The organism is Gillisella terrae (genome assembly GCF_004801395.1).
In the GTDB taxonomy this organism is placed as follows: Bacteria; Pseudomonadota; Alphaproteobacteria; order Rhizobiales; family Rhizobiaceae; genus Allorhizobium; species Allorhizobium terrae.
Map to the genome: position 1 here is coordinate 135,219 of NZ_SSOA01000007.1, position 14,487 is coordinate 149,705.

The following is a 14,487-nucleotide window of genomic DNA, read 5'->3' on the forward strand; positions in this document are numbered from 1 at the left end:
ACGGATAAACACCATGCCTACACCTCTTATTGTCTCGGACGTTTGCAAAAGCTTCACCATGCATCTGCGTGACGGGTTGGTTTTGCCGGTGGTGCGCAATGTCAATTTCTCGGTGGCCAGTGGCACCTGTAGCGTGCTGGGCGGACCCTCCGGCGTGGGGAAAAGCTCGATCCTGAAAATGCTCTACGGCAATTACGCTGTCGATAGTGGTCAGATTCTGGTCAAGCATAACGGCGCGATTGTTGATCTGGCCACCGCTGAGCCGCGCACCATTCTCGAGATCCGCCGCGATACCATGGGCTATGTCAGCCAGTTTCTGCGCACCGTGCCGCGTGTGTCGGCTCTTGATGTGGTGGCAGAACCGCTGACCATGCGCGGCGTTGGGCAAAGCGAAGCGCTTGAGCGTGCCCGCGATCTGCTGGCGCGTCTCAACCTGCCCAAAGACCTGTGGCAATTGCCACCGGCCACCTTTTCCGGCGGCGAGCAGCAGCGTGTCAATATCGCTCGTGGCTTCATCACCGATCACGCCATTCTTCTGCTGGATGAGCCAACCGCCTCGCTTGATGCGCAAAACCGCGCCGTGGTGGTGGAGTTGATCCGCCAGAAGAAGGCGGATGGTGTCGCCATGCTGGGCATTTTCCATGATGAGGACGTGCGGGCGCTGGTGGCCGATACGATTTTGGATGTTTCGCAATTCTCACCAAGGACGATGGCCGCATGACCCGCAAGCTTGGACTGACACCCTATATTCATGAAACCGCCTCGGTGAACAATTCCACCCTTGGCCGCTATACCGAAGTGTCGGAGCGCTGCCGCCTCGATGAGGTCGAGATGGGCGATTACTCCTATGTCATGCAGGATGGGGCCATCTGGTGCGCAACCATTGGCAAATTTGCCAATATCGCTGCAAGTGTGCGCATCAATGCCACCAATCATCCAACCTGGCGGGCAACGCTCCATCATTTCACCTATCGCGCTGCCGATTATTTTGATGGTGCAGATATGGAAGAGGATTTCTTTGCCTGGCGGCGCGAAAACCGCGTGGTGATTGGCCATGATGTCTGGATTGGCCATGGGGCAACAATTCTGCCCGGTGTCACCATTGGCAATGGCGCGGTGATTGGGGCCGGTGCCGTGGTTTCCAAATCGGTGGAGCCTTACACCATCGTGGGTGGTGTGCCCTCTAAGCCCATTAAACCGCGCTTTGCGCCAGAGATTGCCCAAGGCATGGAAGCCTTGGCGTGGTGGGATTGGTCGCATGAGCAACTGTTTAAAGCGCTTAGTGATTTTCGCACACTGTCAGGCGAAGATTTTCTCAAGAAGTACCAAGAATAGAGCCGATTAAATTTAACAAAACTGTCACGGAACTGACATTCGCTTTTCATTCACACATCGTAATGCTCACCCCAATTGTAAAACCATGTCGGATGATGCGAAATGAATTTCGAGCTCACTCAGGTAACGCGGCGGTTTGGAGAGAAAACCGCAGTTGACAGCGTTACTTTGTCTATCCCGCATGGTCAGATGGTTGGCGTTATTGGTCGCTCCGGGGCTGGTAAATCCACTTTGCTTCGCATGATCAATCGTTTGGCAGACCCAACATCCGGCTCTATCCGCTTTGGCGAACTTGAAGTGTCAAATTTGCGGGGCGCGGCCTTGCGCCATTGGCAGCGCGATTGTGCCATGATCTTTCAGCAGTTCAATCTGGTTCCGCGCCTTGATGTTTTGACCAATGTCATGTTGGGGCGGCTTAACCATCGCTCCACCCTTATGAGTGTTTTGAGCATTTTTACCCGCGAAGAGCGGATTATGGCAATCGCGGCGCTCGAGCGTCTGGGGATTGAGCAAACGGCGATGCAGGCAGCGGGCACGCTCTCAGGCGGTCAGCAGCAGCGTGTGGCCATTGCCCGCGCCCTGATGCAGGCTCCGAAAATGCTGTTGGCCGATGAGCCGATTGCCTCGCTGGATCCGCTGAACGCCAAGATCGTGATGGATTCCTTGCGCGACATCAATGAGCGTGAAGGCATTACCGTGATCACCAACCTGCATACGCTGGATACGGCCAGAGCCTATTGCGAGCGCATCATTGGCATGTCCGGTGGTCGTGTTGTGTTTGACGGCGGTCCGCAAGACCTGAACGCCGATGCCGTGAAGGCGATTTACGGAGCCGGTCATGACGGCAACGAGATCGATGAAAGCATGACCTCAACAGCCATTCGGGCACCTGTCGCCAAAATCGCCACGGACGCTTCCCTGTCCCCCACCGCCATGGTGGCGACGGCACACTGAGCCTCGCTCAGCCCCAAGGTTCGCCCGCCCGCGTCAAAGGCTTAATTTTCTAAACAGACGTGACCGGTTTTAAACCGGAAAATCAGGAGAGAGACCATGTTGAAGAAGATCCTGCTTGCCTCCGTGACGCTGTTGTCGCTGTCGGGCATGGCTGCCGCTGAAAACCTCAAGGAATTCCGCGTTGGCATTCTCGGCGGTGAAAACGAAGCCGATCGTCTGCGCAACTATCAGTGCCTGGCGGATGACCTCAAGAAGGAATTCGGCTTCGAGAAGGTGTCGATGTTTCCGGCCTCAGATTATGATGGCGTGATTCAGGGCCTGCTCGGCGGCACGCTGGATTTTGCCGAGCTTGGTGCGTCCGGCTATGCCAAAGCCTATCTGGCCAATCCAAAGGCGGTTGAGCCGATCCTGACCACGGTGCAGACCGATGGCTCCATGGGCTATTACTCCATCATGGTGGCCCGCAAGGATAGTGGCATGACCAAGGTCACCGACATCAAGGGCAAAAAGCTCGGCTTTGCCGATCCAGACAGCACCTCTGGCTATCTGATCCCAACGGTTACCCTGCCAGAAGCGCTCGGTGGCGTCCCGGTGAAGTCTTATGTTGCCTCCACCGGCTTTGGCGGCGGCCATGAAAATCTCGTTCTCGAAGTGCTGAAGGGCACTTTTGATGCTGGCACCACATACGGTTCTGGCGTTGGTGATTTCAAGGATGGCTACACATCCGGCAACCTGCGCAAGATGGTCGACAAGGGTGTACTCAACATGGCCGATCTGGTTGAATTGTGGAAGTCGCCGCTGATCCCGAATGGCCCGCTGGTGATCCGCTCTTCCATCAGCCCTGAGATGAAGGCCAAGGTAACAGCCTTCTTCAAGGCCTTGCCAAAGACCGATGCTGCTTGCTTCTCCGCCATCGAAGGCGGCGATTACAAGGGCTATGCGGACGTTAACGTCGATTTCTACAAGCCTGTGATTGATGCGCGCAAGGCCACAATCGGCGGCTGATCGCCTCTCGCAAACACCTTGGCCGCCGGTGGGGATCGTGACCGGCGGCTCTTTTTTTCCAACGGATGCCAAAGAAGAGTCGATGAGCCCATCTGCGAAACTGCCTGTGCTGAGTGACCGTGCCGCCCAGATTGAGCAGCACTGGAATGGGCTGGCCAAAACCCGGCGGCTCTACACGCTGATCGGGGTTTTGGTGCTGCTCTTTGCCCTGTCTGGCTCGCTCTGGTTTGCCAACGAGACCAATTCGGGCAAATTCTTCAACCGTTTGCCGCATGTGCTGGATTTTACCGAAACGCTGATTCCACGTGACGGCATGGAGGTCTGGCGGGCAATGTTTGATCTGCCATCGCCCTATGACGATGGCAGTTTAAAGTATAACTATAATGAAGGTCGGCTTTACATCACGCATGACCTCTATATTCCGAAATATTTCTACAAAATGCTGGAGACGCTGAATATTGCCATCGTCTCGACCCTGTTGGGTGGCCTGTTTGGCTTTTGTTTCTGCTTCATGGCGGCGCGCAACATGATGCCCAGTCGATGGATTCGCTGGCCGGTGCGCCGGTTGATGGAACTGCTGCGGGCTTTTCCCGAAGTGGTCATTGCTGGTTTTTGCCTTGCCATTCTCTCGATTGGACCCATTCCGGCGATGATTGCCGTGTCGGTTCACACCATTGGAGCACTTGGCAAGCTGTTTTTCGAAGTGGTTGAAAATGCCGATATGAAGCCAGACGAAGGGCTTCGGGCCGTGGGCGGGAGCTGGCTGGAGCGGGTGCGGTTTGGCATTGTGCCGCAGGTCATGCCCAATTTTATCAGCTATGGATTGATGCGGCTGGAAATCAATGTGCGGGCCTCCACCATTATTGGTGCGGTGGGCGGTGGCGGCATTGGTGAGCCATTGCGCTTGTCGATCAGTCAGGGCCATGCCGCCAAAACCATCGCCATCATCATTCTGCTGTTGTCCACCGTGATTGCTGTTGATCAGTTTTCGGCCTGGCTGCGGCGCAAGCTTGTTGGTGAGCAAGCTTTTCACGCTGTCGCCTGAGGAATAATTGCCATGACCGTGTTTGACGCAAGCGAGATGGACCGTATCGCCGCCCGGCATCCCGAAATCTTTGGTCGCAGCCTGTGGCAGCGTTATCGATTGCCGTTCGTGGTGGGTGCGGTTATTCTCTATCTGGTGTTTTGCTGGTGGTTTTTTGCGGTTGGCAAGGTGATCTCGACGGCCAACTGGGGCATTGCTGGTAATTATGTTGCCGATTGGGTGTCCTATGAAATTCGCCCCGAGATCAATATTGACGCCGACGGGGCGATGAGCATCACTTATTCGCGTTTTGATCCCATTGGTCCAAATCCCAATCCCGATTGGCTGACGACCAAAAAAGAGATGATGACCCGCACCGAGCAGGCCCCCGCCACCGCCGCTCCGCCACCGGCTGCCAAAAGCTCGGCCTTCAACTTCATGAGTGCGGCCCCGAAAACGGCAGAGGTTGAAGCCCAAGTCGCCCCCGTGACGCGCCGCGAAGAGGTGATCACCGACGCATTCGTGCGCCTTGGCGCGCAGGCAACGGTTGATGTAACACCGTCTCAGGTGGTGCTGGTACGTGGCTCTGAAAAAGTCGCACTCACGCTGGATCGCAAAGCCGATGCGGTTTTCGCCAATGGCCCACTGCCACAGTGGGTCGAGCAGCGCGAGCGTGGCGGGCGGGTGATGGCCTATTTTGGCATGCACGGCTGGGCCGATATCAGCTCGGACCGTGTGCGGGTGCGCAACCGCTTCTTTGGCTGGGCCAATTTCTTCTTCGATACCAATTCGGCATTTTTTGGCAAATCGGCAGGCGAAGTCTTTGGCCTGGTGACCACAGGTGCCCGGCTTGACCCCAGCCAGTCTAATTTGGCTTTGGCCTGGAATGATATTCTTTACAATCCGTCTTGGCAGCATCTGGATGTATGGACCAAGCTTGCGCAAACGCTGGTGATGGCCTTTGTTGGCACTCTGTTTGCCACCATCTTGTCCTTTCCATTGTCCTTTATTGCCGCACGCAATATCACCCGCAACCGACCGCTCAATCAGATCACCAAGCGTTTCTTCGACTTTTTACGCTCGGTGGATATGCTGATCTGGGCGCTGTTTTTCACCCGCGCTTTTGGCCCCGGACCTTTGGCTGGCATCTCGGCCATCTTTTTCACCGACACCGGCACCTTGGGAAAACTCTATTCCGAAGCGTTGGAAAACATCGACGACAAGCAGCGCGAGGGGATCAAATCCGTCGGCGCATCCGCTTTGAATGTGCAGCGTTTTGGCGTGTTGCCACAGGTGCTGCCGGTGTTTGTATCGCAGGCTTTGTATTTTTGGGAATCCAACACTCGCTCGGCCACCATTATTGGCGCGGTTGGGGCAGGGGGCATTGGCCTGAAACTGTGGGAAGCCATGCGCACCAATCAGAACTGGGAAAATGTCTGCTATATGGTGCTGCTGATCCTGCTGGTGGTGTTTTTGTTTGACGGCATTTCCAACATGATCCGCTCAAAACTGATGGGTGCCAATCGATAAATCCAGAGTTTGTCAGGGAAAAGTGGATCCCGGTTTTCCAGAAAAGACAAACGAATACAAAAGGATATAGAGTCTGTCTGGTTCAATATGAATCCGACAGACTCTCAATGATGATGTCATCAATATTTCACGGCATTTGTCTAGTGAAACAGCCTTGATTTGTCATCTCTGAGGGGGGCATTGTGAAAGCCTCCTTTTATCGATTCCCACTCAGTTTCGGGATATTTTATCGTGCGTTACGCCATCTATTTCACGCCGCCTCAGGGGCATGCATTTACTGTTACCGCCAGCCGCTGGCTGGGCCGGGATGCCTTCTCCAACGCGAGCATTGAGCAGGCTCCGGTTGCCGGGTTTTCTCCCGATGAGATCAAAGACCTGACCGCAGACCCACGCCGTTACGGCTTTCACGCCACGTTGAAAGCGCCGTTCAGCCTGAAAGACGGTGAGACGCAAGACAGCCTGATGGAAGGCTTTGAGCAATTTTGCGCCAACACCAAGACCTTTGATATTCCAAAGGTGATCGTGGACCAGCTTGGACCGTTTTTTGCCGTGGTGCCAGATCAGGTCCATCCAGCCTTGCAGGATTTTACCGCCTCTGTTGTGCAGTATTTTGAGCGGTTTCGCGCCCCTCTGTCTGATGCGGATATGGCACGGCGCAAGCCGGAAAAGCTGTCCGAGCGCCAGCGGCAATTGTTGGAGCAATGGGGCTATCCGTATGTGATGGAAGAGTTTCGCTTTCATATGACCCTGACGGGGCCGGTGGATGCTGAACAAAGCCCCGCTATGCGGGATGCACTTGAAAAGACCTTTGCAGAATTTACCCACGGCGCGCTGCCCGTGTCCGGCCTTGGCCTGTTTGTTGAGGAAAGCCGGGGCGCGCCCTTTACTGTGTTGAAATGGTTGCCGCTCAAAGCGGCATAAAGGATGTCCGATGTCGAATGAAACCGTATTGTCCAATGCCACCGTGGTGCTCGAAGATCGGCTTTTGCCCAACAGCACTGTTGTGGTGCGCGATGGGCTGATTGTCGATATTGCTGAAGGGGTGAGCCGGGTTGGCGAGGACTTTGGCGGAGATTACCTTCTCCCCGGCTTGGTTGAGCTGCACACCGACCATCTCGAAACCCATTATTCGCCACGCCCCGGTGTGCGCTGGAACAAGACGGCAGCCATTCAGGCCCACGATGCTCAAATCGTCACGTCCGGCATCACTACGGTGTTTGATTGTCTGCGCATGGGCTCGGACGCGGATGACGGCTTTGAAGACGGCGAGATGCGTGAAATGGCCGATGCCATTCAGGCGGCCGAAAAAGAGGATCGTTTGCGGGCCGAACACCTCATTCATCTGCGTTGCGAAGTGGCATCTCAAAATGTGTTACAACATTTTGAGGATTTTCGCGAAGATCCACATGTGCGGCTGGTGTCGCTGATGGACCATTCACCGGGTCAGCGCCAGTTTCAGACCATGGATCAATACACGCTTTATTACAAAACCAAGCGTGGTCTGACCGATGAGCAATTTGCCCGGTTTGTCGAAAACCGCCTGGCAGCCTCCAGCCGTTATTCTGCTAAACATCGCGATGCTTTGGCGGAAATCTGTGCCGCCCGCGGCATTACTGTGGCAAGCCATGATGATGCAACGCTTGCGCATGTGGAGGAAGCCAAGGGCCATGGCGTGAAGCTGGCCGAGTTTCCCACCAGCATGGATGCTGCCACCGCATCCCATAAGGCTGGCATGAGCGTGCTGATGGGGGCACCCAATGTGGTGCGCGGTGGCTCCCACTCTGGCAATATCGCTGCCACTGATCTGGCCGAGCATGGGGTTCTGGATGTGCTGTCATCCGATTATATTCCGCTCAGCCTGCTGCACGCGCCTTTTGTGCTGGCCGATCGGTTTGAGCATATTAGCCTGCCGCAAGCCTTGAGCATGGTCACATCCACACCTGCCCGCACCGTGAGCCTCGATGATCGGGGTCGGATTGCCACAGGCTTGCGGGCCGATCTGGTGCGGGTGCGTCGTGATCATGGTGTGCCGGTTGTGCGTGCTGTCTGGCGGCAGGGCAGAAGGGTGGCGTGATGGCGGACCCACAGGACGGAGCAGGGCTTAAAGGCCGAATGATTGTTGTGGTTGGCCCCAGTGGTGCAGGCAAGGACAGTCTGATTGCCTATGCCCGACAGCATCTTGCTGAAAACCCAAATGTGCATTTTGTCCGGCGGGTCATCACCCGACCGGCCAACGCAGGCGGCGAAGATCACAGTGCGGCCACACCGTCAGAATTTGACGATCTGAAAGCCGCAGGGCGTTTTGCCGTAGACTGGGATGCGCACGGCTTGAGCTATGGTATTCCGCAGGATGTCTGTGATTGGCTGTCGCGAGGCGGTGTGGTGATTGCAAACGGCTCGCGCTCGGTTTTGCCGTGTTTTCAACGGGCATTTGCGCAGATGACGGTTGTGAACGTAACGGCGAGCACAGACGTGCTGGCCGACCGGCTCGAAGCCCGCGGGCGGGAAAACCGGGACGAAATCCTGCGCAGACTTGCGCGAAGTTCTCTTGAGATTGTCGGCGATTATCATGTGGTCACACTCGATAATTCTGGACGCTTGGCCGACGCCGGAGAGCGGTTTCTGAACGTGATCAACGATTGTCTGCCAAAGGCTTGCTCTCGCTAATTCCTTAAATCGGATTGGATTTGAGGAAAAAAATATGCAGCAGATTAAAAGTGTTACCGCGTCCTGCTGAAAGCAAAAGCCGGAGAGGGTCTCTTTCCGGCTTCGCGATGACGGCTTATACCAAGGCGAAGATGCGAGAGCATCCTCTCCTTGAAGACATTGCAAATATCTCAAATGCATCAGATGCTTGAGATATTTGCAGAAGGAATACCAAAGTCATTTTCAATGACTCTTGATATTATGGCTGAATTCTCAGAATTCCTCCCATGACGCATTGGTCGCTGCGGCAGTGGATGGCGCTGCTTTGCCCGAAAACGCACTGGCAATCTTGCGACCCAATGCCCGGGCAGGCGAGATCACGGCGGTGTCAGCGCTTTGTGCGGGGCGGACCGCTGCGGGTGTGTGCTGACCACCGGACAGCTTGAACTGCGACAAAAGCACGTTCATAGATGCGACTTCTCGAGCCAGACTGTGGCTTGCCGCCGTGGATTCTTCCACCATGGCAGCATTCTTTTGCGTGTCCTGGTCCATTTGATTGACGGCTGTGTTGATCTGCTGCAAGCCGCTGGATTGTTCGTGTGCGGCGTCCACAATCGCACTGACGTGGCGATTGATTTCTTGCACTTCCGACACGATGGTTTCCAGTGCTTTGCCGGTTTCTCCCACAAGCTGAACGCCGGACGTGACTTGCGCATTGGACGTGTGGATCAAGGCCTTGATGTCTTTGGCGGCGTTGGCAGAGCGCTGTGCAAGCTCGCGCACTTCTTGCGCCACAACCGCAAAACCCTTGCCCGCTTCGCCCGCACGCGCCGCTTCAACACCGGCATTCAGTGCCAGAAGGTTGGTCTGGAAAGCGATTTCGTCAATCACGGTAATGATATTGGAAATCTCGCTCGACGACTTTTCAATCTGTTCCATGGCAACGACGGCCCGACGCACCACCTCGCCGGATTGTTCAGCCCCAGCCTTGGTGCGTGCCACCAGCGCGCCAGCCTCCTGCGCACGGTTGGTGCTGTCTTTGACGGTGGTGGTAATTTCTTCCAAGGCAGCTGCGGTTTCTTCCACCGAGGCGGCCTGCTGCTCCGTGCGCTTTGCCAGATCATCGGCGGCAGATTTGATCTCATTGGCCCCTGCATCAATGGCGCGGGCATTTTGCAAAACACCCGTCAGTGCCTGTTGCAGCTTGTCTGCGGAGGCATTGAAATTAGCGCGCACAATGTCGAGATTGGCGGTAAATGTCTGATCAATCCGATAGGATATATCGCCATCGGCCAGATGAGACAGGCCACTGGCAAGATGATCGACCGCAAACTGAATGTCGGCCGCTTCTTTTGCCTTTTGCTGCTCACGCTCAAGACGTTCTTTTTCAGACAGGCTGCGATTGGCTTCGGTTTCCCGTTCCAGCCGCACGCGCTCAATCGCATTGTCTCGGAACACCGAAACAGTTTGTGCCATCTGTCCAACTTCGTCTTTTCGATCAAGGCCCTGAATGCCTTCTTCGGTTTGTCCGTTTGCTAGCGTTATCATCCGGGCGGCAAGCACGTTGATCGGTCCTGTGATACCGCGCGATGCGATGTAGAGTGCCGCAGCAATACCGGCGGAGAATAAAATCCCCAGAGACAGCAATGCATTGAAGATGGTGCTGTTGGTATTTTCGGTGATATCGTCGCTGTTTTTCAAAAGCGACTTGGCTCTGTCATCATTCCAGGTGCGTAAATCTGTGCGCCACTTTCCGATCATTGGATCGGCCTTAGCCATGGTGGCCTTGCTCTGTTCGAGATCGCCACTCGTTGCGGCATTCATGGCTTTATCGGTCAATGCAAAGATTGCGTTGGCCTGGCTTGTGAAACGATCAATATCGCCAGCATTTTCGGGTGTCAGAACCTTGGCCTTTTCAAGCCGGTCTATCAACGTCTTTTTGCTGTTCTGGTAATCCTGAATGACCTGCTTGGCCTCATCTGAACCCTTGTCGTAGGTCATTGCCTGATAGACGTCGTAGCCGACCGTCATCAAGGATGTGACCGAGCGAGCGATCTGGTTTGCAGCCACGGTATCTGTCGAAATAAAGTCGGAATAGGTGCTGTCTGCTGCGCTATAGCTCTTTGCGACGTAGGCAACACCGCCTGCACCGATCAGGCAGATGGGAATGATCACCGAGAGAATTTTGAGCTTAATGCTCGAATTGTTCAAGAAAGACATCGCTTCTCGCTTTGTGTTTGTTTGAAAATTGGGATTTTTTCACTCTAAAGTAGAATTATTCATCTCGAGCGAGTGAGCAGAGTCCTTCATGGACAATGTATTTCTAATTTATTAGATCTAGGGCGGCTTATTTAATATACAATAAAAAAAATGCTTTTAAATTTGATTTCCGTCAATTTTTTCGGCCTTATATATTATACACCGTATAAAAGATGCTGGACCGGCACTGCCTTGTCTCCACTGCCCACACCTCTGCTTCATAATTTTCGCCTCAAATCGGAATCGATTTGAGGCGAAAATTATGCAGCAGATTAAAAGTGTTACGGCTTCCTTTGCGCGCCATATATGGCGAGAGGCGCTGTAATCAACAGGCCGATCGCGATGACAGCAGTAGAAATGTCAGAATTGATGTGAGGTTGATTGCCGTGCTGCAATCTTGCACAAAGTTTCATTGTCGCTGAACATCACAGATCATTGCCCCGGATGGTTTTGGGGCTGATCATTCCAACGGGCATGGCTTTTGTTTCTCTGAGGACAGGCGCCAGCCCCGGATTTTTGTGGTAACAGTTTTGTGCGCCATATTTGGCGAGAGGCGCTGTAAAGCCTGTCACATTGAAGGGGATTCACTGTGACAGGCTTTCATCTCTTGTCGTGTCGCATGTCCGTTGGCGTTTTATTGATGACGATAAAACGCGACAGGCTTCAGGCCTTGCCACCGTCCTTGGCGGCCAACTGCTTCCAGGCGTTCTGCTGGCTGAGCATGGTGCGCAGATAGGCCACGTTGGCCTCAGCCTGCTGGGGCGACAATTCCTGTCGGGCAATCTTGTCTGCTTCGTCAAACCGGCCTTGGAGACCCACCACCAGCGCCAGATTTTGGCGCACCCGGCTGTCGGCTGTGGGCTGCTGGGCCGCGGTGCGCAAATAGGTTTCCGCTGTTTTCAAATCGCCACTCAGCACGTAGGACATGCCCATGTTGGACAGCACGGATGGTTCATTTGGCTGGATTTGCAGGGCTTGCTGATAGGAGGTGCGGGCGTCTTGCGCGCGCCCAAGCTGGTCAAAGACCGCACCTTGGGCAGAATAGAGACGCCAGTCTGGCCTGTCTGGTGTTTGCGCACGGGTCAGCGTCACGAGCGCCTGTTCCAATTGGCCTGCGGCAGCCTGCGCCTTGCCGTAAGCGCCCAGAACCTGGCGGTTGGTGGGGTTGGCAATGGCGACTTGCTGCATCACGGCCAGAGCTTGAGGCGCACGTCCGCTTGCTTGCAACAGATTGGCATAGGCTATGCCGATTTGCGGGTTCTGCGGTGTTTTGGCGTAGGCCCGCCCCATGGAGTCCGTAGCGGTGGCAACCTCACCGGGGCTCATTTGATCGACTGGCTTTGTCAGGGTCGGAATAGAGCCTGTGCTCATCCTGTCAGGCGAGGTGGTTGTTGCGCAACCGGCAAGGCTGAGCGCTAGCAGCGTGACCGTCAGCGCCACAACGCGCTGTGCCAAAGCGGGCTGAAATTGACCCTTTGAGGATGTTTGCCGGACGGTCATGCTTCTACCCTTGCGACTTTCGTGTCTGTCAGGTTCAGTCCGAGCCAGACAGACCCCAAGCTTCTTTTATCGTTCGTCTCGTCAGGAAAACCGGATTGCACTTTTCCCTGACGAACTCTAAATCCGCGCCCGGAACAGCGTTTGATTCGACGTGAAACGAACAGCTATCCCCTTCCTCTGCGTGTGTTTTCTTTTTCAAAAGAAGCTGAAGTGCCCCGGATTGAAGTCTCTAACACGCTCTATTGGTTGCATAATTCCTTAACCTGCATGTGATCTAACCTGAGATAGCGGTTTTCGGCGCAACGCAATGCTGACTTCAGTAATAATCTGTTAAGGCTAACAGAGTGTTAATTTGCGTTCGCCACGGTAGAGAGCAAAAGGCAATTATGACACCCTATCAATATATTGAACGCCCCACTCCATTTTTGACCAAAGGCGGCAAGACGCTGCCCATATTTGCTGTGACGCCTGCCCATATTGAGACAGGCACGATTGACCCCATTGCCCTCGATTGGGCCAAGAAGGCAGGCTATAAGGCCGAATCTGGCTCTGTTTTGCTGATTCCAACCAGTGATGGTCATTTGGGAGGCGCTTTGTTCGGTCTGGGAAGTCAGCCTGCCGAAAATCCATTTCTGACCGGCAAGCTGGCGCGCGCGTTGCCCGCCGGTGACTGGCACATTGAAACGGCCCCTCTGACCGCCAATCGGTTGACTTTGGGTTATGGTTTGGGAAGCTATCGTTTTGATCGCTACAAGACCGAGCGGGCCGACACACCCCGATTGATGATTCCGCAAGATGCGGATGCGGCCGACATCCATCGCCAGTTGGCAGGCGTGTTTCTGGCTCGCGATCTTATCAACACACCCACCAATGACATGGGCCCGATTGAGCTGGAAAAGGCATTTCGTGCCCTGGCCGATCACTACAAGGCAGAGGTCAGCGTCATTACCGGTGACAATTTGCTGACCCATAATTTCCCGCTTGTTCATACGGTTGGCCGCGCAAGCAGCGAGGCACCCCGCTTGCTGGAAATGCGCTGGGGCAAGAAGGGCCACAAGAAGATCACGCTGGTTGGCAAGGGCGTATGCTTTGACACAGGCGGTCTCGACATCAAGCCAGCCTCTTCGATGTTGTTGATGAAAAAGGACATGGGCGGGGCTGCCAATGTGTTGGGCCTTGCGCTGATGATCATGGATGCCAAGCTGAAGGTTGATCTGCGCGTGATTGTGCCTGCGGTGGAAAATTCCATAGCTGGCAATGCATTTCGTCCGGGCGATGTTTACACCAGCCGCAAGGGTCTCACGGTACAGATCGACAATACTGATGCCGAAGGCCGGTTGATTTTGGCCGATGCCTTGGCCTATGCCGATGAAGATCAGCCCGATCTGTTGATTGACATGGCAACCCTGACGGGGGCCGCCCGCGTCGCCCTTGGTCCTGATGTGCCTGCCTTTTTCACCAATGACGACAATCTGGCCTATGATCTTTCAGAAGCGAGCCTCGAGGTGGATGATCCCATGTGGCGTATGCCGCTGTTTGCCGGCTATGAGAAATTGGTGCGCTCACAGGTGGCAGATTTGACCAATGCGCCTGCTGGCGGCATGGCAGGGGCGATTACGGCGGCGCTCTTCCTCAAACGTTTTGTGACCAACACCGCCTCATGGGCACATTTTGATATCTACGGCTGGGCACCGCAAGAGCGCCCTCATAGCCCCGTCGGCGGCGAAGCGCAGGTTATCCGTGCGCTCTATCGCCATATCGCTGCGATGAAGTGATTGTCTGCGGCACTTTGATGCTCTGTCAAAAATCAGCCGGGCCTGCTTGCAGCGCCCGGCTTTTTTGTGGAATATGAAACGGCAGCGAAACGAAACTGGAGCGGATCGATGAGTATTGAACTGACCGCGACAGCTGCTCTGGGGCTTTGGCATCATGTGACATTGGCGCAGGTGCAAGACGACGGACCTGACCTGACCTTGCGCCAATTGACCATTCTCTTACATATCTATCTGGTGCCGCCGCCGCACACGGTGCGCGGGCTTGCGGCAACCTTGAATGTGACAAAGCCCGTGATTACCCGCGCGCTCGACACCATGGGCGACATGGGGTTGGTTGAGCGGATGCGTGATGATCTGGATCGCCGCAATGTGATTATCAAACGCACGGTCGCGGGCGCTTTGTACCTGGAAAAACTCGGTGACCTGATTATGGATCGGGCGCGTATATTAAGGACCTGA

13 protein-coding genes are annotated in these 14,487 nt (G+C 54.9%); 11 read left to right on the forward strand and 2 right to left on the reverse strand.

Features of this window, described 5'->3' with window-relative positions:
* Positions 1-13 precede the first annotated feature (13 nt).
* The 9 genes from phnL to phnN all read left to right on the forward strand — a co-directional run bounded on the left by phnL (position 14) and on the right by phnN (position 8,515).
* Complete coding sequence (gene phnL, locus E6C51_RS14075; protein ID WP_190236422.1) at positions 14-721, forward strand: phosphonate C-P lyase system protein PhnL; 708 nt, start codon at positions 14-16, stop codon at positions 719-721.
* Positions 718-1,335: a DapH/DapD/GlmU-related protein gene (locus E6C51_RS14080; protein WP_190236423.1), complete on the forward strand. Its 618-nt coding sequence runs from the start codon at positions 718-720 to the stop codon at positions 1,333-1,335. Before phnL ends, E6C51_RS14080 begins: the two co-directional genes overlap by 4 nt.
* A 102-nt stretch (positions 1,336-1,437) precedes the next feature.
* Positions 1,438-2,289 carry a phosphonate ABC transporter ATP-binding protein gene (gene phnC, locus E6C51_RS14085; RefSeq protein WP_190236424.1) on the forward strand — a complete coding sequence of 284 codons (852 nt, stop codon included), beginning with the start codon at positions 1,438-1,440 and terminating at the stop codon, positions 2,287-2,289.
* A gap of 96 nt (positions 2,290-2,385) precedes the next feature.
* Positions 2,386-3,294 (forward strand): phosphonate ABC transporter substrate-binding protein, encoded by a 909-nt coding sequence (gene phnD, locus E6C51_RS14090; protein WP_146932390.1) that lies wholly within the window; start codon positions 2,386-2,388, stop codon positions 3,292-3,294.
* An 82-nt stretch (positions 3,295-3,376) separates the two neighbouring features.
* On the forward strand, positions 3,377-4,339 hold the full coding sequence (phnE, locus tag E6C51_RS14095; protein WP_190236425.1) for a phosphonate ABC transporter, permease protein PhnE: 963 nt from the start codon (positions 3,377-3,379) through the stop codon (positions 4,337-4,339).
* 3 nt (positions 4,340-4,342) lie between these two features.
* On the forward strand, positions 4,343-5,848 hold the full coding sequence (phnE, locus tag E6C51_RS14100; RefSeq protein WP_190236461.1) for a phosphonate ABC transporter, permease protein PhnE: 1,506 nt from the start codon (positions 4,343-4,345) through the stop codon (positions 5,846-5,848).
* 231 nt (positions 5,849-6,079) lie between these two features.
* Positions 6,080-6,769 (forward strand): DUF1045 domain-containing protein, encoded by a 690-nt coding sequence (locus E6C51_RS14105; protein ID WP_146932384.1) that lies wholly within the window; start codon positions 6,080-6,082, stop codon positions 6,767-6,769.
* A gap of 10 nt (positions 6,770-6,779) precedes the next feature.
* The gene (locus E6C51_RS14110; RefSeq protein WP_190236426.1) at positions 6,780-7,922 is read left to right on the forward strand and encodes an alpha-D-ribose 1-methylphosphonate 5-triphosphate diphosphatase; all 1,143 of its coding nucleotides are present in this window, start codon (positions 6,780-6,782) and stop codon (positions 7,920-7,922) included.
* Positions 7,922-8,515 carry a phosphonate metabolism protein/1,5-bisphosphokinase (PRPP-forming) PhnN gene (phnN, locus tag E6C51_RS14115; RefSeq protein ID WP_230987311.1) on the forward strand — a complete coding sequence of 198 codons (594 nt, stop codon included), beginning with the start codon at positions 7,922-7,924 and terminating at the stop codon, positions 8,513-8,515. Before E6C51_RS14110 ends, phnN begins: the two co-directional genes overlap by 1 nt.
* A gap of 252 nt (positions 8,516-8,767) precedes the next feature.
* Here the strand turns inward: phnN and E6C51_RS14120 are convergent, their stop codons facing one another.
* Together E6C51_RS14120 and E6C51_RS14125 are read right to left on the reverse strand one after the other, a co-directional pair.
* Positions 8,768-10,714, reverse strand: a complete 1,947-nt coding sequence (locus E6C51_RS14120) for a methyl-accepting chemotaxis protein (protein ID WP_190236427.1) — start codon at positions 10,712-10,714, stop codon at positions 8,768-8,770.
* Between the two features lie 702 nt (positions 10,715-11,416).
* On the reverse strand, positions 11,417-12,253 hold the full coding sequence (locus E6C51_RS14125) for a tetratricopeptide repeat protein (protein WP_190236428.1): 837 nt from the start codon (positions 12,251-12,253) through the stop codon (positions 11,417-11,419).
* 386 nt (positions 12,254-12,639) lie between these two features.
* Between E6C51_RS14125 and E6C51_RS14130 the strand changes: the two genes are divergently transcribed.
* Together E6C51_RS14130 and E6C51_RS14135 are read left to right on the forward strand one after the other, a co-directional pair.
* The gene (locus E6C51_RS14130) at positions 12,640-14,028 is read left to right on the forward strand and encodes a leucyl aminopeptidase family protein (protein WP_190236429.1); all 1,389 of its coding nucleotides are present in this window, start codon (positions 12,640-12,642) and stop codon (positions 14,026-14,028) included.
* Positions 14,029-14,136: 108 nt separating this feature from the next.
* Positions 14,137-14,487, forward strand: a complete 351-nt coding sequence (locus E6C51_RS14135; protein WP_146932372.1) for a MarR family winged helix-turn-helix transcriptional regulator — start codon at positions 14,137-14,139, stop codon at positions 14,485-14,487.

Coding starts and splice junctions, on each gene's coding strand:
- phnL (WP_190236422.1), top strand. CDS start 14: ATGCCTACACCTCTTATTGTCTCGGACGTTTGCAAAAGCTTCACCATG.
- E6C51_RS14080 (WP_190236423.1), top strand. CDS start 718: ATGACCCGCAAGCTTGGACTGACACCCTATATTCATGAAACCGCCTCG.
- phnC (WP_190236424.1), top strand. CDS start 1,438: ATGAATTTCGAGCTCACTCAGGTAACGCGGCGGTTTGGAGAGAAAACC.
- phnD (WP_146932390.1), top strand. CDS start 2,386: ATGTTGAAGAAGATCCTGCTTGCCTCCGTGACGCTGTTGTCGCTGTCG.
- phnE (WP_190236425.1), top strand. CDS start 3,377: ATGAGCCCATCTGCGAAACTGCCTGTGCTGAGTGACCGTGCCGCCCAG.
- E6C51_RS14110 (WP_190236426.1), top strand. CDS start 6,780: ATGTCGAATGAAACCGTATTGTCCAATGCCACCGTGGTGCTCGAAGAT.
- phnN (WP_230987311.1), top strand. CDS start 7,922: ATGGCGGACCCACAGGACGGAGCAGGGCTTAAAGGCCGAATGATTGTT.
- E6C51_RS14120 (WP_190236427.1), bottom strand. CDS start 10,714: ATGTCTTTCTTGAACAATTCGAGCATTAAGCTCAAAATTCTCTCGGTG.
- E6C51_RS14125 (WP_190236428.1), bottom strand. CDS start 12,253: ATGACCGTCCGGCAAACATCCTCAAAGGGTCAATTTCAGCCCGCTTTG.
- E6C51_RS14130 (WP_190236429.1), top strand. CDS start 12,640: ATGACACCCTATCAATATATTGAACGCCCCACTCCATTTTTGACCAAA.
- E6C51_RS14135 (WP_146932372.1), top strand. CDS start 14,137: ATGAGTATTGAACTGACCGCGACAGCTGCTCTGGGGCTTTGGCATCAT.